Here is a 23,876-nt window from a genome sequence, read left to right as displayed (position 1 = left end):
CCGGCGGTGATTTTTCAAAGGGGCGGTATTTTAGCCAAGTTGGCGCCGGGATGCGCGGTTTGTCTGATGAACCACGCATCTTAAGGGGCTGGAGGATGACTGCTAGTCACATTCACACAGCGTGGATGACACGGCCAGATTGCCAGTGACAGTCAAGTCAATGCCTTCGCTGTCTTTTGCGGAGAACGAAAAGGCAGTGAGGGTGTAGGTACTTCCTTCAACTTGGAGGTCCAATGTCCCACTCAGACCTTCGCAGTTGTAGTACACCTCATTGCCGCCTATCGTCGCGAACTCGACATAGGAGAGTGCATGAATGTCACCGGCCTGACCGGAGGTGAACGTGTATTGCCCTGATTCCAGACCCAGTGTCAGCGTGAAGTTGATCACGCGGTACTCATAAGACCCAAACGTTGCTGCCGACGCCGCAATGCTGACGGTATTCAAGCCGCTACCGAGCAGAATGTCATCGGCGTTGAAATCAGGTCTGCCGGTCACTGTGGCAGTTGCTTCACTGACCCTGAGGCGAGATGTTTGCGGCCCTTGTTTTTGGGGTTTGTGGGTGCTGTTAACAGCGGCGGATTTTGGCGTGTTATCGACCATGATTGAACCCTCTCAGTTTAATAATGACGAGAAGGCATCATGAGCGGATGTCACACGACGTCTACTGTCATAACTGCCAGTAGGTCTGTGTTGCGAGGGTCAGTCGGGGTCTCTCAGTTCACCGTGATCGCGCAGTCAAAGGTTTGCGCCGGTTCGGCTTCGGGTTCCCACGGTTGTTGATAGGTCAGCCGCAAGCGTCCGTTGCCCGCAGCAATGGCCTGAAAGCGCCAGGTAGATTGCCCGCCGCTGCCCAGCACTTGCCCATTCTCGGCACTGGTGTAGACCTCCGGGCTGAGACTGCGTAATACGCCCCCGGCTGAGTCCTGAATGGCCCAGCGATAACCTGTTGTAGGGTTGCTTGGCAAAGACACCGTGAGAGGTTGCCCGACGTGGAGTTGCAACGGGCAGTCGCTTTGCTCTTCAACATTAATGTTGTCGACAGGCGAGTGTGCACAGGCAGTCAGCAGGCCGAGGCTGAGCGCAGTCATTAAGCGAGTGAGGGACATTCAAAGCTCCAGTCAGACAAAAACAATGGCGCAGCATACCCCATCAAGTGTGCTGCGCCATTTTCGTTGGCCGGTGCTGGAGTTCAGTATCAATATTTGAAGGAAGCATGGGGTGGGCTGATTTTGAAATCGCCGCACATTTCTAATGTTTCATCGTTATGGTCAAGGCATTCAAGGGTGAAGAGTCGAGCGCTGTAACAACTCTCGACAACACTGAGGTGCAATGTACCGACGGCCGCCTCGTTCAAGTGATAAACCTCTATGCCATTCACTTCCGCACATTCTAAATACGTCATCCCCCACACGGGGCCCGCTTCACCTTTTTTGAAAAGGTAAATGCCGGACTGGATATTGACGTCCAGAGTGAGCGTGATGGCTCGATAGTGCTTTGATCCGAAGTCGTCGAACTCAGCGGTAATCACAATTTTCTTGTGGCTACTGGCAAAGGTCATCTCCTGGGCCGTGAACGGTCGTCGGTCCAGTATCTCAGCCTTGAGTTCGCCTCGCGTTTTGGGATTGAACACGGCTTGGTCGAATAATGCCGGCCAAAAAACATCTGGGTTTTGATGTGCAGGATGATGAAGTGGCATCTTGGTTTCCCGACGTAATCCATGTGGGCTATGGGTCGCATTTTTACGTCGAGACCTGAATGGCTGTCTACTGTCAGAAATAACAGTGAGTGTGCCAAGCCATGCCGTGGAATACAGGAATGAGACTGCGGGCCAGCGCACAATCGCCTGGCCCTGCTCACGGAATCAACTCACTAGCGTTGAAACAATACTTTGGCCACGTCGCTGAAGTGTTTGGCAAAGTGCACGGTGATCCCCTCTTTCAAGTAGTCAGGCAACTCATCAAAGTGCCCTTTGTTGGGTTCAGGAAGAATCAGTTCGTGAATTTTTTGCCGTCGTGCAGCAATCACCTTTTCGCGCACACCACCAATGGGCAGAACATGCCCGGTGAGCGTCAGTTCACCGGTCATGGCGATGCCTTTTTTCGGTGGCTGATTACGCGCCAATGACAACAAGGCGCTGGCCATGGTCACACCCGCACTCGGGCCGTCTTTGGGCGTTGCACCTTCAGGCACGTGCAAATGCACAAAGGCTTCGTCGAAGAACCGTGGGTCGCCGCCAAACTGCTGAAGGTTGGCGCTGACGTAGCTGTAGGCGATTTCGGCAGACTCTTTCATCACATCGCCCAATTGACCGGTCAATTTGAAACCGCGATTCAGGGTATGAATACGTGTCGCTTCAATCGGTAGCGTGGCGCCTCCCATGCTGGTCCATGCCAGGCCGGTAATCACACCGGTGCCGCTGATCACCTGCTCGTTTCGAAATATCGGTGTTCCCAGAGAGGCTTCGAGGTCTTTGGGGCCTATCTTGATCACCGCCTTAGGGTCTTCGAGGAGTTCGATGACTGCTTTGCGCACCAGTTTGCCCAGTTGTTTTTCCAACTGGCGTACCCCGGCCTCACGGGCATACCCGTCGATGACATGGCGCAGGGCGCTGTCGCTGATGCTCAGGCTGTTTTTCGAAACGCCGGCTTTTTCCAGCTGCTTTGGCCACAAATGGCGTTTGGCAATCGCGATTTTCTCTTCGGTGATGTAACCGGAGAGACGAATGACTTCCATGCGGTCCAGCAGGGGGCCGGGGATGGAGTCCAGGGTGTTGGCGGTGCACACGAACAGCACTTTGGACAGGTCTAGACGCAAATCGAGGTAGTGGTCGAGGAACTCGACGTTTTGCTCAGGATCCAGGGTTTCCAGCAATGCAGAAGCCGGGTCGCCCTGGAAGCTCTGGCCCATTTTGTCGATTTCATCGAGCATGATCACCGGGTTCATCACTTCGACATCTTTGAGCGCCTGCACCAGCTTGCCGGGTTGGGCGCCGATGTAGGTACGCCGGTGACCCTTGATCTCGGCTTCATCGCGCATGCCGCCCAGGCTGAAGCGGTAGAACGGACGGCCCAGAGACTCCGCAATCGACTTGCCGACGCTGGTTTTGCCCACGCCTGGCGGTCCCACCAGCAAGACGATAGACCCGCTGATAGAGCCTTTGTAAGCGCCCACGGCGAGAAATTCGATAATGCGGTTTTTAATGTCATCGAGCCCGGCATGATGGGCATCGAGTACTTTGCGGGCGTGTTTGAGGTCGAGCTTGTCCTGGCCATAGACCCCCCACGGCAGCGCCGTGGCCCAGTCCAGATAGTTGCGGGTCACAGCGTATTCGGGGGAGCCGGTTTCCAGAATCGACAGTTTGTTGAGTTCTTCATCGATACGTTTTTGCGCTTGCGCCGTCAGGGTTTTACCTTCAAGACGTTGCTTGAATTGTTCGATATCCGCGCTGCGATCATCTTTGGTCAGGCCCAGCTCTTGCTGGATCACCTTGAGTTGTTCCTTGAGGAAAAACTCGCGCTGATGCTCGCCAATCTTGAGGTTCACCTCTGCTGAAATCTCTTTTTGCAGACGTACGACTTCAACTTCTTTGCGCAGCATGGGCAGAACTTTTTCCATGCGCTTGAGGATCGGCACGCAATCGAGCACTTCTTGCAGCTCGTTGCCGGTGGCCGAGGTCAGGGCTGCGGCAAAGTCAGTGAGCGGCGAAGGGTCGTTGGGACTGAAGCGGTTGAGGTAGTTTTTCAGCTCTTCGCTGTACAACGGATTAAGCGGTAGCAGCTCTTTGATCGCATTGATCAAGGCCATGCCGTAAGCCTTCACCTCATCGGTAGGGGCTTTGTTTTCTTGCGGGTACTCAACCTCCACCAGATACGGCGGACGGTGATGTTTGAGCCACATGCTGATGCGTACGCGGGTCAGGCCTTGCGCGACGAACTGTAACTTGCCGTTTTCGCGGCTGGCGTGATGCACCTTCACCAGCGTGCCGTATTCCGGAAGACTGTCGGTGTCGAAATGACGAGTGTCATCGGGGGGCGTGTCGACAAAAAACAGCGCCAAAGAGTGATGCGGCGACTTGCTGACCAATTCGAGGGTTTCGGCCCAAGGTTCTTCATTGACGATGACCGGCAAGACTTGAGCCGGGAAGAATGGGCGGTTGTGAATCGGGATGATGTAAACCTTGTCAGGCAGATTCTGGCCTGGCAATGCCAATTCGGTGCCACCCGTGTGTATGGAATGTTCGGGCTCGGTGTGTTCTACATCAGAGGCTTCTACCGTGTCTTCTGAAAATTTTTGCTGGTCGCTCATGGGGCACCTGCGCAATTGAGTATGAGTCTTAGATGGGGCGCAGTGGCAGTCGTTTCAATGGTGAAGCGATTTTCATGTCGCATCACGTGCAGTCCTCGGCGCTGGGTTGATTGGAACCTAAGGACTGTAGACGGTCAGGGTCGTTTGCAGAGCCTAAATGCCCTTGAAATGCCAAGCGGGTGTGCGCTTGAGCCACAGTCTGGGGCTGCAGGTGGAGGCCGGGGCGTTGAGTGGCAGCACAGCCTTGCTTTGCTTTGAGGCGGGGATGACCACGTTGAGGGCGATTATTTACAACGGTCAGCGTATAAAACAGCGGCCATAAAAAAAGCGGCTATCTCTCGATAGCCGCTTCTTCAACAACCAGCTGTATTACTTACTCAGCCAGTTTAAACGCCACCAGGTAGTCACCGGCTTTAGTGCCCAGACCGCCGTGACCGCCGGCCATGACCACCACATATTGGGTGCCATCCTTGCCGGTGTAAGTCATCGGAGTGGTCTGGCCGCCAGCAGGCAGACGACCTTCCCACAACAGCTTACCGTTGCTTACATCGTAAGCACGCAGGTATTGGTCGAGTGTACCGCTCAGGAAGGCAACACCCCCTGCAGTGGTCACTGTACCGCCCAAGCTTGGAACACCCATAGCCAGTGGGATTGGAACCGGCGAGCTGTCACGCACGGTGCCGTTTTTGTGTTTCCAGATCACTTCGTTGTTGGTCAGGTCGACCGCAGCAACGTAGCCCCACGCCGGTGCCTGGCAAGGCAGACCGAGTGGCGACAACAGAGGCTCCAGAATCACGCCGTATGGAGCGCCTTTGTTCGGTTGAACGCCCGAGGTTTCGCCTTTACGTGGACCCATTGCTGCCACATCCGCCTGAGGAACCAGTTTGGAGGTGAAAGCCATGTAGCTTGGGTTCAGGAAAGCAATCTGACGTACCGGGTCAACCGAGATACCACCCCAGTCGAACACGCCGAAGTTGCCTGGATACACAATCGAACCTTGCAACGAAGGCGGGGTGTACATGCCGTCGTAACGCAGGGATTTGAAGTTGATCCGGCACAGCATTTGGTCAAATGGAGTCACGCCCCACATGTCACGCTCGGTCAGAACCGGCGGAATCATGTTCAGCTCTGAACGAGGCTGAGTAGGAGCAGTGTGGTCGCCTTCGACAGCGCCGCCTGGAGCTGGCACTTCGTGGATTGGAACAATGTCCTCACCCGTGCGACGGTCCAGTACGTAGATGCTGCCTTGTTTGGTGGACGCCAGCAGAGCCGGTTTCTCACCCTCAGCGGTTTTCAGGTTCATCAGCGTTGGTTGACCACCTACGTCCATGTCCCACAGGTCATGGTGAGTAAGCGGACGGTACCAGCGGACTTTACCGGTTTTGATATCCAGAGCAGTGATGCCTGCGGCATAACGCTCGGAGTCTTCGGTACGGTCGCCGCCGTATTGGTCAGGGGTCTGGTTGCCCATTGGCAGGTACAGCATGCCAAGGTCTTCGTCGACCGCGAACATCGACCACATGTTAGGCGAGTTACGGGTGTAGGTTTCGCCTTCAGCAATCGGAGCGGTGGCTTCAGGGTTACCGCTGTCCCAGTTCCAGACCAGTTTACCGGTACGTACGTCGTACGCACGGATCACACCGGATGGCTCGTCAGTGGAGATGTTATCGGTCACGTGACCGCCAACCACAACCAGATCTTTGGTCACGGCAGGTGGCGAAGTGGAGTAGTAGCCACCCGGTGCAAAGCCACCGACGTTATGACGCAGGTCGATTGCGCCGTTGTCACCGAAGTCTTCACACACTTTACCGGTGTCGGCGTTCAGTGCGATCAGGCGGGTGTCAGCGGTTGGCAAGAACAGGCGACGTGGGCACGAGTTGCTGGAGGCAGCAGGCTCGGCAGCGTTTTCGTCGGTGCTCGCTTTAGCGTATGCGTTTTCGTCGTGATAGCTCACGCCGCGGCAGGTCATGTGTGCCCAACCTTTGAAGTTTTCAGCATTTTGCGTGCTGATCTTCGGGTCGTAGCGCCAGATTTCCTTGCCGGTATCCGGGTCAAGGGCCAGTACCTGACTGTGTGGTGTACACACATAGAGCATGCCGTTCACTTTCAGCGGAGTGTTCTCGGCAGTTGTTTCGCCCGGATCACCTTCGCCTGGCATGTCACCGGTACGGATTGTCCAGGCTGGAACCAGCTTGTGGGCATTTTCCGGAGTGATTTGTTTCAGTGGCGAGTAACGATCACCGAAAGCCGTGCGGCCATAGGACTGCCAGTCGCCTTCAGGCATTTCTGGTGCAGCATTGGTCACACCTGGTACTGCTTCACGGTCCAGTTGACCTTTGATTTCGCCTGGGCTGGTGAACTGGCTAGCCAGTGCAGCTGCGCCTGCCAATACAACGGCAACGCTCAGTGCGCCAGTGGCCATTGGGGCCGATTGGCCGCGTAGCACGGGACGACGAAACCAAGGCAGCAGCAGGACGATACCGATGGCGAACCACAGTGCCAGACGTGGCACCAGTTGCCACCAGTCCAGACCCACTTCCATCAAGGCCCAAACAGTGCTGGCGAACAGCACCAGAGCATACAGACCCAGCGCCGCACGGCGCCCGGCAATCAGCAATGCGCCTGATAAGCCAAAACCGATACCGGCCAGCAGGTAGTACCAAGACCCGCCGAGTGTTACCAGTTTGATACCCCCGACCAACATGGCCAGGCCCATAAGCAGCAGCAAGATACCGAGCAGGCTCGGTAGCAGGCGGCTTCGACTGAAAGCACTATCAGTGCTCATAGTGTGGTTCTCCGTTACGTTATAGATACCCTGTCGTTACACGTCTTGTGGACACGTATCGATGCGGGAATGAATCAACTAAATAGGTTCTTGGTGACAACCTTCAAGGTTGCCGTTGTAGTCCGTTGGTCAGGCGACCAGTCGGTGCGTCACTCAGTGGGCAGCCAGTCCCTGACAGCGATCTCGCTGTACAACAGTGCGCTGTACTCCGAGCGCGGAGGTGGGCATGCAGGTTGACGTGTTGAATGGGTTGAAGGCGCAGGCCTCACCGCGTGCAACGATGTTTAACGCTATGACGTGACTGTAGTTGCTACCCGGCTGATATTCGCGCTGCGAACCATTTTTTTTTGCCGGCCGCACACCTTCAAGCTGCTTCGCTGCGGCATATGCGCGGCTTGCGTTGAATGGGTGCGGAATCACGAAAGTGGGCATGTCAAAAATTGAGTCTTTAGATTTTTCTTGGCGTGAGTAGGGCTGCCAGAGGTAGCGCTAACTTTGCGTCGATCGGGATAAACTGAATCGTTTCAACCCTTTATGTGCGAATGATAAAGCCCCAAAACATTTTGAAACAGCACTTTAAATGACATGGATCATTTCTGAATCGGTAACAGTGTGCTGCGGCGGTTCGTCTCAGGGCTTTTATGTCGCACCCCCTGTTGGTTGGAGGCCATGATTTTAAAGGCGTCCAGCCTAGAAGGTGGTTCGTAGTCCGAGCTCGATACCGCGGCCGGGAGCGGGGGCAATATTTCTTAAAATTGAACTCGCATAACGTACGGTCTGGTTGGTCAAATTGTCTCCTTTGACGAAAGCCAGCCATTGACTGCTGCCGACATCGAAGTGATAGCCCGCGCTGGCCCCCACGGTGGTGTAGCCGTTGGTGCCTGACTCATTGTCCGGAACGCGGCCTTGATTGCTGGCGTGCTGCACGTCGACTCGCGCTTGCCAGCGATCAGATTCCCACAGCAGACCACTGTTCAATCGCAGGGGAGCGATTCGCGGCAAGGGTTCGCCTGAGTCGAGGTTAGTGGCGCGTGTGTAATCACCGGAGAGCTCCAGTGCAAATTTTCCGTAGGCACTTTCACCCAGTGTCCAGTGGTCCTTGGCCTCGAAGCCGGTGAAGCGTGCCCGAACCCCGGAATAGGTGTATTCAGGAATGCCGTCTGCGTCAGCTTCGCCTTCATCATTGAGTGTACGGCCCGTGCCCAGAAGACCGATGTAATTGGAGAAATGGCTGTAAAAAACGCCAACGCTGCCTTTATGTGTACCGTTGTCGAAGCGTAACGCCAGGTCGCTGGAGACGGCTTTTTCTTTGGACAAGTTGGCGTTACCCACCTCGTAGGTGCCGGTGGCAACATGAGCGCCATTGGCATAAAGCTCGTAGAAGGTTGGTGCCCGTTCGGTATAACCCAGCGTCGCGGCCAGCGACCAGATCGGTGTCAGGGTGAGCACGGCGCCCGATGACAGGCTGCCTGCGGTGAAGCTTTTGGAGCGCTCGGCAGCGGCAAAGCGCTCATTGCCCTGGGCATGCGGGTCCACCACGGTGTGCTCAAGTCGCCCGCCAAGGCTAAGCTTGAGCTGTTCGTAGGCTTGCACCTCTTCCAGAATAAACAAAGCACCGCTGTTGGTATCGGTCTGCGGTACGAAGGCTTCCTCGCCCAAGGCCGAGAATTCATTGCGGTTTACCTGCGCACCAATGACCCCATTGAGTGGGCCAAGGGGAACGTGACGGGCCTCGACACGGCCTTCATAACCCTTGTTCTTGAAGGTGGTGCCCACTTCACCACCTTCAATTTCGCGGTGTTCATAGTCGGTGTAGCCAGCGTCGATTTTCACTGAGCTGAAGGGGCCCTGCAGGTTGCGAATTTCAGACGCGAAAGCGTAGTGATCCTGCTTCATGCGGATGCGTACATCCTGCTCCGCTGGCGAGCCGTAGTTCGCGTCGTAATTGCTGTAGGAAAGGCCAGCATAACCGTCGTCCCAGGTATAGGAACCACCGACTGAACCGCCATCCTGGCGACCATTACTATTGCCTAAACGGCCTTTCTTTTCGTTCCCGTCTTCACTTTGCGGTGCATGTCGATCGCGGGCATAGCCGGGAATTTTAAGGTCGTTGAATTCTCGGGCGTTGGCATCCAGGTGCAGGGCAAAAGTCCCATTACCGGCTTCCAGTTTCCCAGCGCTGCTGCGTGTGGTGTCCGCGCCGCCATAACGCAGTTCCCCCGCGCCATGAATACCTTCGATCGCTTGCGTAGGGATGCGGTTGTCGAATGTATTGACCACTCCTCCAATAGCATTGCCGCCATACAGCAGGGCCGCTGGCCCGCGCACGATTTCGATGCGTTCAACATTGACCGGGTCGAGTGGAACCGCGTGGTCGTAAGACAGGGATGACGCATCAAGCGCACCAACACCGTTGCGCAATATACGAATACGGTCGCCATCAAGTCCGCGAATGATGGGTCTGCTGGCTCCGGGGCCGAAGTAGGATGACGACACGCCGGGCTGGTTTTTCAGCGTTTCACCCAAACTGCCCTGTTGTTGCAGGAGCAGATCGTCGCCTTCCAGAACCGTTGTGGGCGAGGCCAGCTGGCTGTTGCCTAACGGATTGCCGGTGATGACTTGGGGTTGCAGTTCGAGGGCGAAGACAGGGGAGGCGAACAGTAAAGCCGTGGCAATGGGTGTCAAGCGCAGGGGGCGTCGAGATAGAGCGGGGCAGGGCATTGCAGATTCCTTGGCAAGGAGAGATAAAGTCGCAAACAATAGTTACAATATAACATTGCTTTCATCATCTCCAAGCGGAACTTTCACCGCATCGGTGGTGACGTCTAGACTCTGCCTGTGCGAATGCGCTTCCCCCTGAGCAGGCGCTCGGCTAAGGTGCGCGGCTTTCCTTCACTTGCTAAAAGGCTCGGCATGACTGAACCCAACCACAATCCTTTGCACGGCGTGACGCTGGAACAGATCCTCACGGCGCTGGTGGCGCACTACGAGTGGGAAGGCCTAGCCGAGCGCATTGATATTCGTTGCTTCAAGAGCGATCCGAGTATCAAGTCGAGTCTGACCTTCTTGCGCAAAACACCTTGGGCGCGAGAAAAGGTCGAAAAGTTGTATGTGAAATATGCCCGTACCAAGCGCGAACTCTGAGTCGGGCATGAATGCCGCGCCAAAGCACTGGCTATGTACGTTGATGGCATTGCTGGGCTGGGGCGGGCTGGCGATTCAACTGTATGTGGTCCTGCTGATGCGCTGGGCATCGGGCGCCAGTGTGATCGGCGGTCTGTTGAGTTATTTCAGTTTTTTTACCGTGCTCACCAACACGATGGTTGCAACGGTGCTGACCTATGCAGTGATCTCTCGATCTTCAAAAGGCAGGAGTTTTTTCCTGCAAGCGTGGGTAAGCAGCGGTATTACGGTGAGCATTATCGTGGTGGGTGTCGCATACAGCCTGTTGCTGCGCCAGCTCTGGCAACCTCACGGTGTGGCATGGTTGGCCAACGAGTTGCTGCATGACGTGATGCCAGTGCTGTTTACGTTGTACTGGTGGTATTGCGTGCCTAAAGGCTTGCTACGTGTGAGTCATATCGGAGTATGGGCTCTTTACCCGGTCCTGTATTTCGCCTACATCTTGTTGCGTGGGCACTTGCTGGGTGTTTACCCGTACCCATTTATTGATGTGGGCAAGTTGGGGTATGCGCAGGTGTTTCTCAATGCGGGCGAAATTTTGGCGGGATTTTTCGTTGTGGCGCTGATGCTGGTGGCGCTTGATCGATGGGTGGGAAGCAAGCGCATGGTCGGCGACGCACTCTAACCCTCTGTAGAGGGTTAGAGTGAAGCCGCGATTTACTCTTCGTCGCTGCCTTCCAACCGCCAGTAACCGGCGGCTTTAACGAATTCGTCGTTCAAGCCATGGGTATCCAGCAGCACTCTGCGCACTTTGCGTGACAGCGTGCTTTCGGTAGCGACCCAGGCATACAACTGGCCCGCTGGGATTGTCAGCCCTTCAACGGTTTTGAGCAGATCTTGCTCAGGATTGTCTCGGTGTACCCAAATCACCTCAACGGCTGCCGCACTCTTCAGGGGTTGCTCTTCAAGCGCGTTTTCGACCTCCACGACCACCAGTGCACGGCGGTTGCCGGGCAGCTCTTCCAACCGACGGGCAATGGCTGGCAAAGCGGTCTCATCGCCAATCAGCAGATAGCTGTCGAAAATGTCGGGTACTACCATCGAGCCACGCGGGCCGCCAATGTGCAGGAACTGCCCAGGTTTGGCTTGTGCCGCCCATGTGGCAGCAGGGCCATCTCCGTGCAGCACAAAGTCGATATCCAGCTCCAGAGCGTCAAGGTCATAACGGCGCGGGGTGTAGTCGCGCATTGGGGGCATGGCACCGGTTTTTTTCCCAGCGCCTAACTCCAACGATTCCAGTGCCGTCAGTTCCTGTTCGTTCTGCGGGAAAAACAGTTTTACGTGATCATCGCTGCCCAAGCTGATGAACCCTGCCAATTCGGGCCCGCCCACGGTAATACGGCGCATGCGCGGGGTCAGGTCGACCACGCGCAGCACCTCCAGTTTGCGACGTTTAATTTCATGCATGACCCTGTGAATGGTCAGAGCATTGGTGTCGTTCATTGATCATTCTCCTGCACGGGCTGAGCAGTAACCGGGCCATCGACGATGGCTTTGGCGGTGTTGTTGAGCAACTCACGAACCCGCAGGATTTCTGCCGGGTTCCAGCGACCATGATGCATTTGCAAGGCGTGGCGCAGGTTGTGTATCGCTTCATGTATTTCTTCGGGACGGTCATGGCCGCGCAGTGAGCGCTTGCTCACATCGATGCGCATGCGTACACCATCCAGCGCCACGGCTTGATCACTCAAGGACTGACGGCCAAGATCGGTGATGGTGTAGCGTTTTTTGCCGCCTTGGGCATCGCCCTGAATCATTTCGCTTTCTTCCAGAAAGGTCAGTGTCGGATAGATGACACCGGGGCTGGGGCTATAAGCACCATCGAACAGCCCTTCAATCTGGCGGATAAGGTCGTAACCGTGGCACGGTTGCTCAGCAATCAGTGCCAGCAGCAGTAATTTCAAATCGCCAGGCGCAAATACACGAGGCCCACGTCCGCCGCGCTCGCGGCCAGTGCGTTTTTCAAAGCCGTCTTGGCCCGGGCCGCGTTCACGACCGTTGCGTTTCTCTGAACCTTCTTGTCCCGCGCGCTGTGCGTGGTGATGGGGATGATGTTCTCTCATTTCTCTTCGCTCTCTCATTAAGTTAGACATAACTTAAGATATATCTTAGATCGCGTAAAGTTGAGGCGATGAACGGTAATTATTCGTAATAAATACGGATTGGCGCGTTTCTTACAACGCGCTCAGATTTTGCGGGGCTGTGCATCGTGTATGGGAGCCGGGTTGCAGGTAGGGGGTGAGGATCGGAGCCATGCCTTTCAGCACTTGCACCGGTAAGGCAGAGGTGAACGTAAAGGCTTCTGCTGAGCGGCCGGGTACGAATGCCGTCAAGGTGCCAAAGTGATGTTCGCCGATATAGAACACAAAGGTTGCCGTGCGATTGATGGACTTGGAGCTGATGATTCGCCCCCCAGCGCCCATGCTTTCAATGCGGTTGTCGCCTGTGCCCGTTTTACCACCCATGGCCAGTGGGGAGCCGTTGTCGAGAGTGAAGCTGCCCGAGACCCGCCGTGCGGTGCCCGCGTCAACCACTTGCGACAATGCCTCGCGCAGGGCGGTCGCGACTTCGCTGGGCATTACTCTCACGCCTTTGTCAGGATCGTTTATCAGCCGTGTCTCATACGGTGTATTGGCCGCGAAATGCAGCGTATCAATACGTAAAACCGGTAAGCGCACACCATCGTTAAGGATGATGCCCATCAGTTCGGACAGCGCCGCCGGGCGATCCCCCGAGCTGCCCAGCGCTGTGGCAAGGGAAGGCACCAAATGGTCAAACGGGTAACCCACTTGTTGCCAGCGCTGGTGAATATCGAGGAAGGCTTCGATCTCAAGCATGGTGCGAATCCGGCTGTCGCGGGCGCTCTTGTGCCGGCTTTTAAACAGCCAGCTATACACTTCCTGACGCTCGAACACGCTGGCGGCGACCGCTTGCTTGAAGGTGGCCTCGGGGTTTTTCAGCAAATAGCCCGCCATCCATAAATCAAGCGGATGCACCTTGGCGATATAGCCCTGATCGGGGAGGTCGTAAGCACCCGGGCCGTAGCTTTGATAAAGCTTGGCTAAACGCTCATCGGTGATCTTGTCGCTCTTGAGATGAGCTCGCACAAAGCTGTCAAAGGTGTCCTGGCTGGCATTCGGAAACAGGTAACGGTGCACCGCCGCCATGCGGATAGGTGTCGGGCGCATGCTGTCGAGAAAGGTTTCAAGGCGCTCCTTGGAATCTTTGCCTTTGTATTTCTTCCAGAACTTGAGCATGTAGGTGGTGCCTTCGCGGTCGGCGAAGCGGCTCAGGTACTCCTGACGGCGCGGGTTCAAGTCATCCTTGAGCAATTCAGCGTTATTGCTGGGGGCTTGATACGAGGTGTATCTCACCACGTCCCGCATCAGGCGCACGAAGGGCAAGTTGATCGATTCACGTATTGCGTCGCGTAGCGTGGGGTTGCGGTTGTTGTCCTGATTGCGGAAGTTGTGGAAGTAATGCATGCCGCCGCCTGTGAAAAAACCTTCACCAGGACTGGCCGAATATGTGCGGTTAAGCGCCGCGTCGAGCATCTTGGCGAGGTTCGTCCCCGGATTCGCAATCATGTAACTCAGAGCCCAGCGGGTCAGCGGGTCCTGATCAGTCAGCTGTATTTGCTTCAGTTGGCTGCCCGACTGGCTGGCATAGCGGTCATGCAGCTCACTGATGATCTGCAAGTAAGTGGTCAGTACCCGCATCTTGGCGGTTGAACCCAACTCCAGCTTGCTGCCTTCGTTGATATCGAAAGGTTGGTCAGTGCTGTCAGTCTGCACCCGCGCCCGTGCGCCGTCGGGTGTCAATTCAAACAGCGTAAAGCTGTAGCGCACTTGCGCGGTGCTGGCTGGCGTCAGCAAGCTTTTTCCCAGCAGGCCCATCTTGCCGGCAAATACAGGGTCTGCCAGTTGCCGCAGGTAGTCGCTGGCTTGCAGCTGCAAATCGCTCTGCAAGGTGCTGGTGGCAGACAGATCGAGGCGGTCGAGGTCATACAGCGGGCGCTTGAGCATGGCCGACAGGCGCGTGCGTGCCAGGCTGATGCCCTTATTGGTTTCAATCGCTTGCAGGGTGGGCGACACCTGCCAGTCGCGGTAGGTCACGCGGCTGGTCAAAGCGGCTTGTGTCAGAGCCGGATCAATTACATTGTTTTGCGCCAGTAGCCGGATGTGGCTGTCAGTCAGTTGTGCAAGTTCATCGCGGCCCTTGGTCAAATAATAGGAGGGGCGACGCTGGGCAATCATCAAGGACAGCACTTCGCGCAAAGCCAGCCCCTTATTCGCAAGACTTTGCGGGTCGGTAGCAGCGCTGGCGAGGTACTGATTGACTTGATTGAAATCGGTGCCGTACCACACGCGCATGCCTTCAGCCATGCCATGTACCTCCCCGTGACCGGGGACGGCCGACAGCGGCACACTGTTGAGATAGTCACGCACTATGTTTTGACGGGCGATCAAGGTATCCGGGCCATCCTGATAAGCCCGCACGCTGGCTGAAATCATCTGGCGCAGCTTTTCGGTGCCCGATACGGTTAAACCATCAGGTGAGTGCCGATATTTCTCAAGCTGGGTTGCCAAGGTGCTTCCCCCTGCCGATTGCCCCGGCAGGTGAAACAGTTTGGCGACTTGTGAGTAAGCGGCCATGGCAAAACGGGGCCAGTCGACAGCAGGGTTATTTAAAGGCTGTTTAGGGTCCAACAGGTCGCGGTTCTCAATAAACAGCAAGCTGTGAACCACTAAGGGAGGAATGCTCGCAAAGGTCGGGTAAAGCTGTTGTGGGTAGTTGTACTGGTAAAGCGAACCACCCGAACAGTCAGTAATGGAAAGCCCTGCTTGAATCTTTTCGGCGTAGGGGACGAAAAAACCTTTTTGACCGTAGCTCAGCATTTCAGGGCTAAAACGAGCTTGCTCGGCAATCACGTAGTCACGCTTTAGCAGACGCGGCAGAAAATCCCCCAGTGCGCTGTAACCCAGACGTTTGTCGAAGGGCCCCAAGCCCGGGTAATAAATCGAATCGCTGGGGCCTGCCTGCACTGAGTAACTCAGGTTGGCAGCAAAGCGGCTGAACTCGCGTGACTGGATTTTTGAGGTGCGTACCTCTTTAGCGATGGCAAAGCCCAAAACGACAAGGCCAATCAGGGCCATAAGTAACAGGACCCAAAATACCCGCCAGCCATAGCGTTTGCGCGGAGGCTTTTGCGCAGGCGGATCAGGTTGAGCCATTGGCGCTATTGGTTGCGACGCTTTGCTGGAGTTGGAGTGCCACAGTGCGCCCATAGTTGATTGATCCATGTACGCATCTTTGCTGCGCTTGAATGAAGCGTAGACGCTGTGGGCGGGTCTTGATGAATAAATCTGAGGCGCTCATGACTGTTTCTAATCAGGCCATGAAGATCGAAGCAGAGCCTTCCAGAAGGTGACATAGGTCCTGGGGAGGGGCATGACTGTGCACCAACCCTGTGCAATACTCGGCGCCGATCTCTGTAGGACATTTCCCTTTTGATCTACTGACCTACAAGGTCAGGGCTGATCAAAAGGCGAGAGCAGGTGACCAACCCGGCCTACAGCTGCATATCCAATAACAATACGAGGTTGTACATTTATGCCAGTCGGCAACCACCAGCCCCACGGCGAAACCGTGCAGGGCGGTCCTCTGAAACGCGAACTGGGCGAGCGCCACATTCGTTTGATGGCGCTGGGCGCCTGTATCGGTGTCGGCCTGTTTCTAGGGTCGGCCAAAGCGATAGAAATGGCCGGGCCGGCCATCATGCTCTCTTACATCATCGGTGGCCTGGCCATTTTGGTGATCATGCGTGCCCTCGGTGAAATGGCCGTGCATAACCCGGTAGCAGGCTCCTTCAGCCGCTACGCCCAAGATTACTTGGGGCCGTTGGCCGGCTTTTTGACCGGCTGGAATTATTGGTTTCTTTGGCTGGTGACCTGTGTGGCGGAGATTACCGCCGTGGCGGTGTACATGGGTGTCTGGTTCCCCGATGTACCGCGCTGGATATGGGCCCTCGCAGCGCTCATTAGCATGGGCTCTATCAACCTGATTGCGGTCAAGGCCTTTGGTGAATTCGAGTTCTGGTTTGCCCTGATCAAGATCGTCACCATCATTGCGATGGTCCTGGGCGGTGTCGGCATTATTGCGTTCGGTTTTGGCAATGACGGCGTTGCGCTGGGTATTTCCAATCTCTGGACCCATGGCGGCTTTTTACCCAATGGCATGCAGGGCGTGCTGATGTCCTTGCAGATGGTCATGTTTGCCTATCTGGGCGTCGAAATGATCGGCCTGACAGCGGGTGAAGCGAAGAACCCGCAAAAAACCATCCCGAGTGCGATCGGTTCGGTGTTCTGGCGAATTCTGCTGTTCTACGTGGGCGCGCTGTTCGTGATTCTCTCGATCTACCCGTGGAATGAAATCGGCACTCAGGGCAGCCCGTTCGTGATGACTTTTGAGCGTCTGGGCATCAAAACGGCCGCGGGTATCATCAACTTTGTTGTTATTACCGCAGCATTGTCATCCTGTAATGGCGGTATTTTCAGTACCGGTCGCATGCTCTACAGCCTGGCGCAAAACGGACAGGCACCGGCCAACTTTGGCACCACTTCGAAAAATGGGGTGCCGCGTCAGGCGCTGTTGTTATCGATCGCGGTGCTCCTTCTAGGGGTGGTGCTTAACTATATGGCGCCCGAGAAAGTCTTTGTATGGGTAACAGCCATTGCCACCTTTGGTGCTATCTGGACTTGGTTGATGATTTTGCTGGCGCAACTGCGTTTCCGTCGAAGCCTGAGTGCTGAACAGGCCGCTGCCTTGAAATACCGGATGTGGCTGTATCCCTACAGCTCTTTTGCCGCCTTGGGTTTCTTGCTTATGGTGGTCGGCCTGATGGCATGGTTTGAAGAAACGCGCATCGCGTTGATCGTTGGACCGGCGTTTCTAGTGCTGCTGACAGTGCTGTTTTATGTCTTCAAGTTGTACCCCGCTGATAAGGTGACTTCCCCAGTAACCACGGCGGGCTGAACACCCTATAACCGCTAGCAGTACTTCTCTAAAACCCCGACGGTGATGTTTGCCCGTCGGGTTTTTTTATGCATGAATTAAAGGCGCTCATTACACCAGGTGTGGGTGTGCCGTTAGTTTTGATAGTTCTTTTATCCCCGGGTTCTGCGTAGCTTTAGAACAGCGCTTAAAGCGTAAATTTCATTCATGACTGATGTCAATATCGGAAGTGAAGGGTGGTGTTCTCATGTGGCAATAGGGCAGTGGGGCAATAGATGAGTAATTTTGATTTGGTAGTTGGCCTCTCGCAGTCAGAGGTCAGTCGTCTTTTAGCCGGTTATCATGCCAGTGCGCCGGTCGATGACAATCCCTTTAAAGGGCGTGAAGAAGTTGATGTGTTGGATCAGCTCGGGGTCATTGAGTGGGAAGTGCCGGTAGCGCCGAATGTAGTATTGGATACACCGGAGTGCAGCGTATGGAAGGCCGCCCAAGGCGAAGACGGCCTAACTAATCTTGAAGCCCATAGGCCGCGGCCTAAACTACCCATGCTACAACTTGTGTTTCCCTTGCTGGATCTGAAGTGGGGATTAAAAGACGCGGAGCTTGAACAGGGCACATCCCGTAATGTACTTGCGCACGTGACGCTGGACTTCAGAGAGGCGACTATTGCAATGGCAGTTGTTGCTCTGACGATCGACCAAAGCGAGTTTGAAGAGTTCGACAAACAATTGTTCAATCTGCTGGTACTGCCGATGATTTTTGCACAGGCACGCAAAATGCTGTCTGTGATTCATTTGCCAGAATTGAAATTGGGCGATGACCTGTTATTTAAACCCCTGCAACTTAGTTTGGTAGAGCGTTGTCTGCTAGGGGCTACGACCTTGACAGACAACCCGCACCCCCTGGACATAACTGATCTGACTTTGCCCGAAGAAGCTGTTTTTTTAATAGTGAATAATGCGTGCATTAACAGGGCCTTGGTCACTGCAGTCGAGTCTTTGGGTGATCTTGAAGCCAGTGATTCCGGCAAAATAGGTATTTTGGCAAATTGGACTTCATACGCCAGAGGAACGCCTAGCTTTACATTGGGTACATTGAGCCCGTTGACGTTTTCTGGAACGGCTGATTTGTTGCTGGACGTGGAAGTTACCTTATCCGAACAGTTTCTTGAAATATTGAATCCCTCCAAGTGCGCCATGATGATGTGGGGGGGCTGGGGTCGTAGGCGTGTAGGATGAAATGGATGATGAATGGATTGTATTCTCAAACTTAAGGTCGATAATTAATGAAACTTTACTATGACGTGGTTATTGACAATGCGCCACTCGACGTTCCTATAGAAGTGGAACTTGTTCGGGGCGATTTAAATATTGTTATTGGGCAGGTGCCCGAGCTGCAATTGTCGTTGAATCCACGAGGCGGTGGACTTGAGCAAGTGGTGTCAGACGTGTTAGAGCCGCTGGCAGCCAAGATGGTAGAAGATAATAAAGGCCGATTGAGTAGTATGTTGTCGGGTCGCGAAATAAATATTACTTCTGTCGAGAGTTTTACGGTGGGCGGTATTTCTATTTCGGTCGATGAACTTGAAGTGAGTAGTCACTCGGTAGGTTCGGAGCAGCATTTGATGTTGGTACCGACACTCTCAGTGGGCTCGCGTTGAACAGTTTAATTAGGTCGTCACTCATACAAGGTCTTCGACATGACAATTGATGGTTTTTTATCCCGCCTCGCTTCTCTGAGCGACTCACCGGCAGAGCATCCTTTTTTACCGCCTGTTTTTACCATAGCTGACGCGGGTCCTTTCCCGTTAAAGCAGCACATCAAACCCGACGGACACACATTGGGCGGGGAGCTGTTGCTCTCTTTTGACAGTCTGTCAGTGGCGCCTGTGATATTGGGGGCAGTGCAGTCCGGTAGTGATAAGCGTCATTTCAGCGTCACGCTTGAACCTGCGTCGCTCCGGGGAAAGTATCAGCTGTACTACAACGAGTGCGCGCAAGTCACGCTGGACACAGGCGGCTTTATGGCCCCATTGCCTGCTGAAGGCGAAGAAACAGGCGAGATGACCGAGGAAAAGTATTGGCGTTTAGTGCAACTCGAAAAAGAACGTGCCCAACTGAATCAATCGGCCAATGGCCGTGTGCTGGTTAATGAATATAACGAGCACAATGATGTCTATCATCAGGTGTTTACCGAAAACGAGCAATTGCGCAAGTTTTGGCATCAAGACGGCGCCAGTGATGAGATGGGCGAGCACACCTCTGAGGCACTCAAGAGCGGTGCTGTCATCAATCCGCCTGATGGCCAGTTTGGTGCCAAGGGTGTGAGTTACAACTCCAATGCTTTTGCGCAACAACTTAACTTGTGGGCCGCATGCTTAACTAATCACAAGGAAGCAGCTGAAGCGGCGTTGAAATTTTCTGACACAGTGGATCTCACGGGCAACACCCAAACGGTGACTGTGCCACTCACGGGTGAGCAGGTGCATGCCTCTGTTTATGCTGAAGGCCGCGCAGTCAACCCTGCTGAGTCGAGTGCCAAGGTGCAGGCTCTGCATACGGCTCTGTGCAATATCGTGGTCAATAAAGTAGCAACAGACAGCGATATACAGGTCTGCCATGGACAAGGTTACGTGATGGATCTTGAAACGCAGCAGAGGCTGCAAGAGATTTATCAAGCCTCATTGCGTGCGCAAGACCCAATGCAGCGAGTGGCACTGAGCAGTGAATGTTTCGAGATCGCTCTGCCTCAAAGTGAGTTCAACTACCTGCTGACTGCACAACCCGATGGCGCATTGACTCTAAAACTGTTGGCTACCACGTTGCGTATCCCGCAGATTCCCTTGGGGCCAGAGGTGGGAGAGCCAGTCAGCACACGCTTTATCCGAGGCTTGCTGGTTGATCGCATTGCCTCTGGGTTGACCCGTTGTTTGCGCGAAATGGCCAGGCAGGAAAGCTGATGAGCCTACTTGCCTGTGATCCTGAAGAGCAGCACTCCCCAGATTTTGCTGAGTCGCCCCTAACGCTTATCTGTGAAGGACTGCTGGGCGAAGATCTCCCGCAGTTTCGACACGAGATCAATCTAGCGTTGCAGGCGCAAGACTCTTACCTGACGGACATTGAGCGCCAAATGTTTCACGGCGGGAAAAAAATCCGGCCGGTGGTGATGATGCTGGCTGCCCGCATGGTTGCGGGGCCAGCTCCTCTAGACCCGAAGATCCATAAAGGCGCAGCGTCACTTGAAATGCTGCACGTTGCTACCTTGATCCATGACGACATTGTCGATGACGCGCCATTGCGTCGAGGCGTGCCCTCTGTATCGGCCGCACGGGGCATTAAAACCGCCTTGCTGGTGGGCGATTTACAGTTCGTTCAAGCGCTGCGCGGCTTCGCTCAGGCTGTCGAGACCGAAAGGGATATGAGCCTTGTGCGCATGGTGCTCGACACGGCTTTTGATATTTGCCGGGGCGAGCTGGACGAGTTGGATCGTACTTTGCCCACAGATATGGATTCGGCACTTACTCGCTATTACCAGACTATTGACCGCAAAACGGCTGAGCTGTTTCGCCTAGCGTGTCATGCGGGCGTCGAGTTGGCGGGCGGACGCTTGCGCGACGCAAGGCGAGCCGGTTACTTCGGACGTTCCTTGGGGCGAGCCTTCCAGATCATGGATGACGTTCTGGATATTGTTGAGTACGAGGGGTCGGCGGGTAAAGAAGCGGGCATCGACCTGGCTCAGGGTCGCTTGTCATTGCCGTTGCTCTATGCGCTGCAACGACTGGGGGCCGAGCATGAAATTGGCCGGGCCCTCAAGGGCGAACTGCACCTGAGCGGTGATGCGCTGCAACGATCGATTGATGACTTACGCGATTGCGGGGCCATCGATATGGCGTATTCCCATGCACGGCGCGAGGCCCACCAAGCGCTGTTTTATCTCAAAGGGTTTACCCCGTCGGCCTACCGCACGGCGCTGCAGGACTTGGCGCTGTATGTAATTGATCGCCCTCTGAACGGACAACTTTGATCATTTTAAGGAGGCGCTTCTCCATGAGCACCTTGATGAGTTTTATCCATAATTCCGTGCAACCGCGACTTAATGACCCTGCTAATGCCCGGCTCTGGTTGCCTCGGCTGTTGGTCGGGATGACCGAAAACGATGAACCTGTACTGCCGATCCGTTCTGATGTTCAGGATCTGGGCTTTCTGCAAGGCGAGCACGGCGGTTATGTGGCTGATCGCTTCGTGCAAGTGTGGAGCATCATGAACCAGAAAGATGCAGTGGCCGACCCACTGCAGCCTTTGCCTGCGATGAAGCTGACAGAAGTCACGCTGGGCGGTTTGCAAAATATGCTTGTACAGCAGGTCAGTTCGCTTCCCAAGCCAGCCGGCTATGACGCTAGCGTCGTCTTGCTGCCCAATCATTATCCCAACCCGACCCAAGGTCTGGAAATGCCATCGCTGACCTTCTCTGGGCGGTATCAGATTGAGCAATCACTGTGGGTAGAAGACGCTTATAGAACGTCCATCACGGGTATCGGGTCGTTTAGTGCATCATTCAGTGATTGTTCACTTAACGCTCTTCTGGCGCTTGAAACTGCGGGCAGTGCAGAGCAACGAGTGCCGACAGTGACGCTGTCAAGCTTGAACATGAACGCTATCGAGGGGGAGCAGCCCACACTCCTGTTCGAGAAGTTAACCCTTGAAGGCGATCTGGAACAAAGCGAGGTACTGATCCAGTTTATCCAACAGGCGTTGAATGCTCCGGATGGCAAGCTGAGTATGCTCAGCACCGTAGCGGACATGCTCAACGGGCCCGACAACCTGGATTCAATGAGTTCGGCATTGTCTACCTATTTGATCAACAGCCTGGATGAGTTATTCAGCCGTGTGCCAGACCAAGGTTTACCCACCGATAGCCATAACCAGCAGGGCGCAACTGTGCTGGATGTGTACCTGTTTGATCGCTTGCGTGTGGCATTAAATCAATCCGACAGCGAGTGGTATTTACCCCTGCTGCTCAGTGATAGCACTGACCCTGTACTTGAGCCCTATCACCACGCCCAAGTAGTGATCCCCGATCAAACCATTGCAGGCCTCGAATACACCAACATTGAACTCAACAACTTATACGTTGCCGGGTTATCCAATGCCTTTATGCCCCTTGAAAAATGCTTATTGGCATCGCCCGTGATGACCATGGAAGTGCTGTTTGGCGTCTTGCCTGAAGGTAATACGGTTTCACGGCAAGCGCTGCACTTAGGATTGCCACCCGCTCCGCCTGTCACGATCACCACTCGGCTATCACTGACCCAGCAGGGTAACGTCTCAGTGGACCTGAAAGGGGATGTTCACGCTTCGCTACACGATTGTCATCTGAACATTAACGTGAGTGTAAGCGGTGAAGACGTCAGCGATCTCGACGTCACAATCAACGCGTTGAATTTTGTGTGGGGAAGCGAGCCTGTTGAGTTCAACGTAGCGCTGGAGCCACGTAACAGTGTGTTGGAAAGCATGCTCCAGAAGATGCTGCTCAAACCTGAAATTCAAGACCCTCTTAAAGCTCAACTGGCCAATGCCTTGACCGCGCAACGATCTGAACTGTCTGCAAGCTTCACGCGTTTAGCGCGGGCCACATTGATTAATCAACTTAGTTAAGAGATTTATATGTCCAATAATCAGCTGGTCGATATTCTACAAAATATGCTGCTCACCCCCGCGTCGGATTTTTACGTGTCCAAGTTGCTGCACAGTCCTGAACAGGATTCTCTTGATCCGTGCAGCATCGCAGAAATTTATTTGGGTTCTTTTTATGTGTTAAATACTCTCTTTGAAATAGTCGTTAAGAACTTACACGTCAAGGGGCTGAGTAATACTCAGGTAAAATTCAATCAACAAGGTAATCCTGAAATTGTAGTGGTCGGTAATAAAGTGTCATTTACCGCCAAACAACCCAATACGCAGGAAGGGTACGAACGACCTTCAGATGTGCCTGCTCAAGTGGAAGCGTTGGGCGAATTGCATATCACTGGCGACGGCAGTCCAATGCCAGTGGGTTCCCTGAGCATCACCATCAAAGCCACTGATCAGATCATGGGGGTGTTTACGGCGGAGGAGGAAATTGAAGGCCAATTGGACAGTGCCAAAATTACTTTCTCGGCTTTTTCACTTCATCCGTCGGTTAGCGGTGACACCATTGAAGTTGAGGCGGACCTGGAAACATTATTTCTGGAGCAGATTAACCAGTTTCTTAACCGTGAAAGTTCAAAACAGACTTTGCTGAATGAAATGAATACTTATTTGGCAAGTGCTCAGACCTTGGCCAACTTTTCGCAGAAGGCGACGGAACAAGCCAGGTTGGCATTGGCTGATTTTTAAAGCTTCCCGTACCGCAATTAATCTCAGGTGTGAAGTCGGCTTGATATAGAGCGTGTTCCCGATGAAAGGGGTAAAACCTTTACGCCGGTGGATGCACATGGGCAGGTGTATTTGATTTAAAGGCCGTACTCTGGACGTTCATCTCGATAGTATTGGGTTGGACGCAGCTTCGTCGCACTCTTCAGTTGGGTTTACGCCACGGGTAAAGCTTAACG

At 54.4% G+C, this 23,876-nt stretch carries 20 protein-coding genes; 11 read left to right on the top strand and 9 right to left on the bottom strand.

Features of this window, described 5'->3' with window-relative positions:
* Positions 1 to 102: 102 nt before the first annotated feature.
* The 4 genes from FJD38_RS04805 to lon form a co-directional block, all read right to left on the bottom strand.
* On the bottom strand, positions 103 to 495 hold the full coding sequence (locus tag FJD38_RS04805; protein WP_146384151.1) for a hypothetical protein: 393 nt from the start codon (positions 493 to 495) through the stop codon (positions 103 to 105).
* 218 nt (positions 496 to 713) lie between these two features.
* On the bottom strand, positions 714 to 1,106 hold the full coding sequence (locus FJD38_RS04800) for a protease inhibitor I42 family protein (protein ID WP_122784822.1): 393 nt from the start codon (positions 1,104 to 1,106) through the stop codon (positions 714 to 716).
* An 89-nt stretch (positions 1,107 to 1,195) separates the two neighbouring features.
* Positions 1,196 to 1,696, bottom strand: a complete 501-nt coding sequence (locus tag FJD38_RS04795; protein ID WP_146384149.1) for a hypothetical protein — start codon at positions 1,694 to 1,696, stop codon at positions 1,196 to 1,198.
* A gap of 173 nt (positions 1,697 to 1,869) precedes the next feature.
* The gene (gene lon / locus FJD38_RS04790; RefSeq protein WP_146384147.1) at positions 1,870 to 4,305 is read right to left on the bottom strand and encodes an endopeptidase La; all 2,436 of its coding nucleotides are present in this window, start codon (positions 4,303 to 4,305) and stop codon (positions 1,870 to 1,872) included.
* 157 nt (positions 4,306 to 4,462) lie between these two features.
* Here lon and FJD38_RS24435 point away from each other — a divergent pair, with 157 nt between their 5' ends.
* On the top strand, positions 4,463 to 4,627 hold the full coding sequence (locus FJD38_RS24435; RefSeq protein ID WP_158637848.1) for a hypothetical protein: 165 nt from the start codon (positions 4,463 to 4,465) through the stop codon (positions 4,625 to 4,627).
* A gap of 51 nt (positions 4,628 to 4,678) precedes the next feature.
* Here FJD38_RS24435 and FJD38_RS04785 read toward each other — a convergent pair whose 3' ends face one another.
* Positions 4,679 to 7,090, bottom strand: coding sequence for a glucose/quinate/shikimate family membrane-bound PQQ-dependent dehydrogenase (locus FJD38_RS04785; protein ID WP_122784819.1), 2,412 nt, complete (start codon positions 7,088 to 7,090; stop codon positions 4,679 to 4,681).
* A 69-nt stretch (positions 7,091 to 7,159) separates the two neighbouring features.
* Between FJD38_RS04785 and FJD38_RS24430 the strand changes: the two genes are divergently transcribed.
* On the top strand, positions 7,160 to 7,327 hold the full coding sequence (locus tag FJD38_RS24430) for a hypothetical protein (RefSeq protein ID WP_158636744.1): 168 nt from the start codon (positions 7,160 to 7,162) through the stop codon (positions 7,325 to 7,327).
* A gap of 453 nt (positions 7,328 to 7,780) precedes the next feature.
* Here FJD38_RS24430 and FJD38_RS04780 read toward each other — a convergent pair whose 3' ends face one another.
* Positions 7,781 to 9,811: a TonB-dependent receptor gene (locus FJD38_RS04780; RefSeq protein WP_146384145.1), complete on the bottom strand. Its 2,031-nt coding sequence runs from the start codon at positions 9,809 to 9,811 to the stop codon at positions 7,781 to 7,783.
* 192 nt (positions 9,812 to 10,003) lie between these two features.
* On the opposite strand from FJD38_RS04780, the gene FJD38_RS04775 reads away from it, so the two are divergent.
* Together FJD38_RS04775 and FJD38_RS04770 are read left to right on the top strand one after the other, a co-directional pair.
* The gene (locus FJD38_RS04775) at positions 10,004 to 10,234 is read left to right on the top strand and encodes a VF530 family protein (protein WP_122784817.1); all 231 of its coding nucleotides are present in this window, start codon (positions 10,004 to 10,006) and stop codon (positions 10,232 to 10,234) included.
* 7 nt (positions 10,235 to 10,241) lie between these two features.
* The gene (locus tag FJD38_RS04770; RefSeq protein ID WP_146384143.1) at positions 10,242 to 10,898 is read left to right on the top strand and encodes a Pr6Pr family membrane protein; all 657 of its coding nucleotides are present in this window, start codon (positions 10,242 to 10,244) and stop codon (positions 10,896 to 10,898) included.
* A 32-nt stretch (positions 10,899 to 10,930) separates the two neighbouring features.
* On the opposite strand, the gene FJD38_RS04765 is transcribed toward FJD38_RS04770, so the two are convergent.
* The 3 genes from FJD38_RS04765 to FJD38_RS04755 all read right to left on the bottom strand — a co-directional run bounded on the left by FJD38_RS04765 (position 10,931) and on the right by FJD38_RS04755 (position 15,561).
* Positions 10,931 to 11,716: a siderophore-interacting protein gene (locus FJD38_RS04765; RefSeq protein WP_146384141.1), complete on the bottom strand. Its 786-nt coding sequence runs from the start codon at positions 11,714 to 11,716 to the stop codon at positions 10,931 to 10,933.
* Positions 11,713 to 12,336, bottom strand: coding sequence for a PadR family transcriptional regulator (locus FJD38_RS04760; RefSeq protein WP_233609085.1), 624 nt, complete (start codon positions 12,334 to 12,336; stop codon positions 11,713 to 11,715). Before FJD38_RS04760 ends, FJD38_RS04765 begins: the two co-directional genes overlap by 4 nt.
* Positions 12,337 to 12,447: 111 nt before the next feature.
* A complete protein-coding gene (locus tag FJD38_RS04755) occupies positions 12,448 to 15,561 on the bottom strand; it encodes a transglycosylase domain-containing protein (protein WP_146384612.1) in 3,114 nt (1,037 codons plus the stop codon).
* Positions 15,562 to 15,886: 325 nt separating this feature from the next.
* On the opposite strand from FJD38_RS04755, the gene FJD38_RS04750 reads away from it, so the two are divergent.
* The 7 genes from FJD38_RS04750 to FJD38_RS04720 all read left to right on the top strand — a co-directional run bounded on the left by FJD38_RS04750 (position 15,887) and on the right by FJD38_RS04720 (position 23,661).
* Complete coding sequence (locus tag FJD38_RS04750) at positions 15,887 to 17,308, top strand: amino acid permease (protein ID WP_146384139.1); 1,422 nt, start codon at positions 15,887 to 15,889, stop codon at positions 17,306 to 17,308.
* Between the two features lie 254 nt (positions 17,309 to 17,562).
* Positions 17,563 to 18,525 carry a hypothetical protein gene (locus FJD38_RS04745; RefSeq protein ID WP_146384137.1) on the top strand — a complete coding sequence of 321 codons (963 nt, stop codon included), beginning with the start codon at positions 17,563 to 17,565 and terminating at the stop codon, positions 18,523 to 18,525.
* 47 nt (positions 18,526 to 18,572) lie between these two features.
* A complete protein-coding gene (locus FJD38_RS04740; RefSeq protein WP_146384135.1) occupies positions 18,573 to 18,947 on the top strand; it encodes a hypothetical protein in 375 nt (124 codons plus the stop codon).
* Between the two features lie 363 nt (positions 18,948 to 19,310).
* Complete coding sequence (locus FJD38_RS04735; protein ID WP_146384133.1) at positions 19,311 to 20,246, top strand: hypothetical protein; 936 nt, start codon at positions 19,311 to 19,313, stop codon at positions 20,244 to 20,246.
* Entirely contained in the window at positions 20,246 to 21,310 is a 1,065-nt protein-coding gene (locus FJD38_RS04730) for a polyprenyl synthetase family protein (protein ID WP_122784809.1), read from the top strand. Before FJD38_RS04735 ends, FJD38_RS04730 begins: the two co-directional genes overlap by 1 nt.
* Before the next feature lie 23 nt (positions 21,311 to 21,333).
* Entirely contained in the window at positions 21,334 to 22,941 is a 1,608-nt protein-coding gene (locus tag FJD38_RS04725; RefSeq protein ID WP_146384131.1) for a hypothetical protein, read from the top strand.
* A 9-nt stretch (positions 22,942 to 22,950) separates the two neighbouring features.
* On the top strand, positions 22,951 to 23,661 hold the full coding sequence (locus tag FJD38_RS04720; RefSeq protein WP_146384129.1) for a hypothetical protein: 711 nt from the start codon (positions 22,951 to 22,953) through the stop codon (positions 23,659 to 23,661).
* Positions 23,662 to 23,876: the final 215 nt, after the last annotated feature.

The organism is Pseudomonas saxonica (genome assembly GCF_007858365.1).
In the GTDB taxonomy this organism is placed as follows: domain Bacteria; phylum Pseudomonadota; class Gammaproteobacteria; order Pseudomonadales; family Pseudomonadaceae; genus Aquipseudomonas; species Aquipseudomonas saxonica.
Note: the sequence above shows the minus strand (reverse complement) of the source record. Positions and strands in the feature narration are given on the sequence as shown.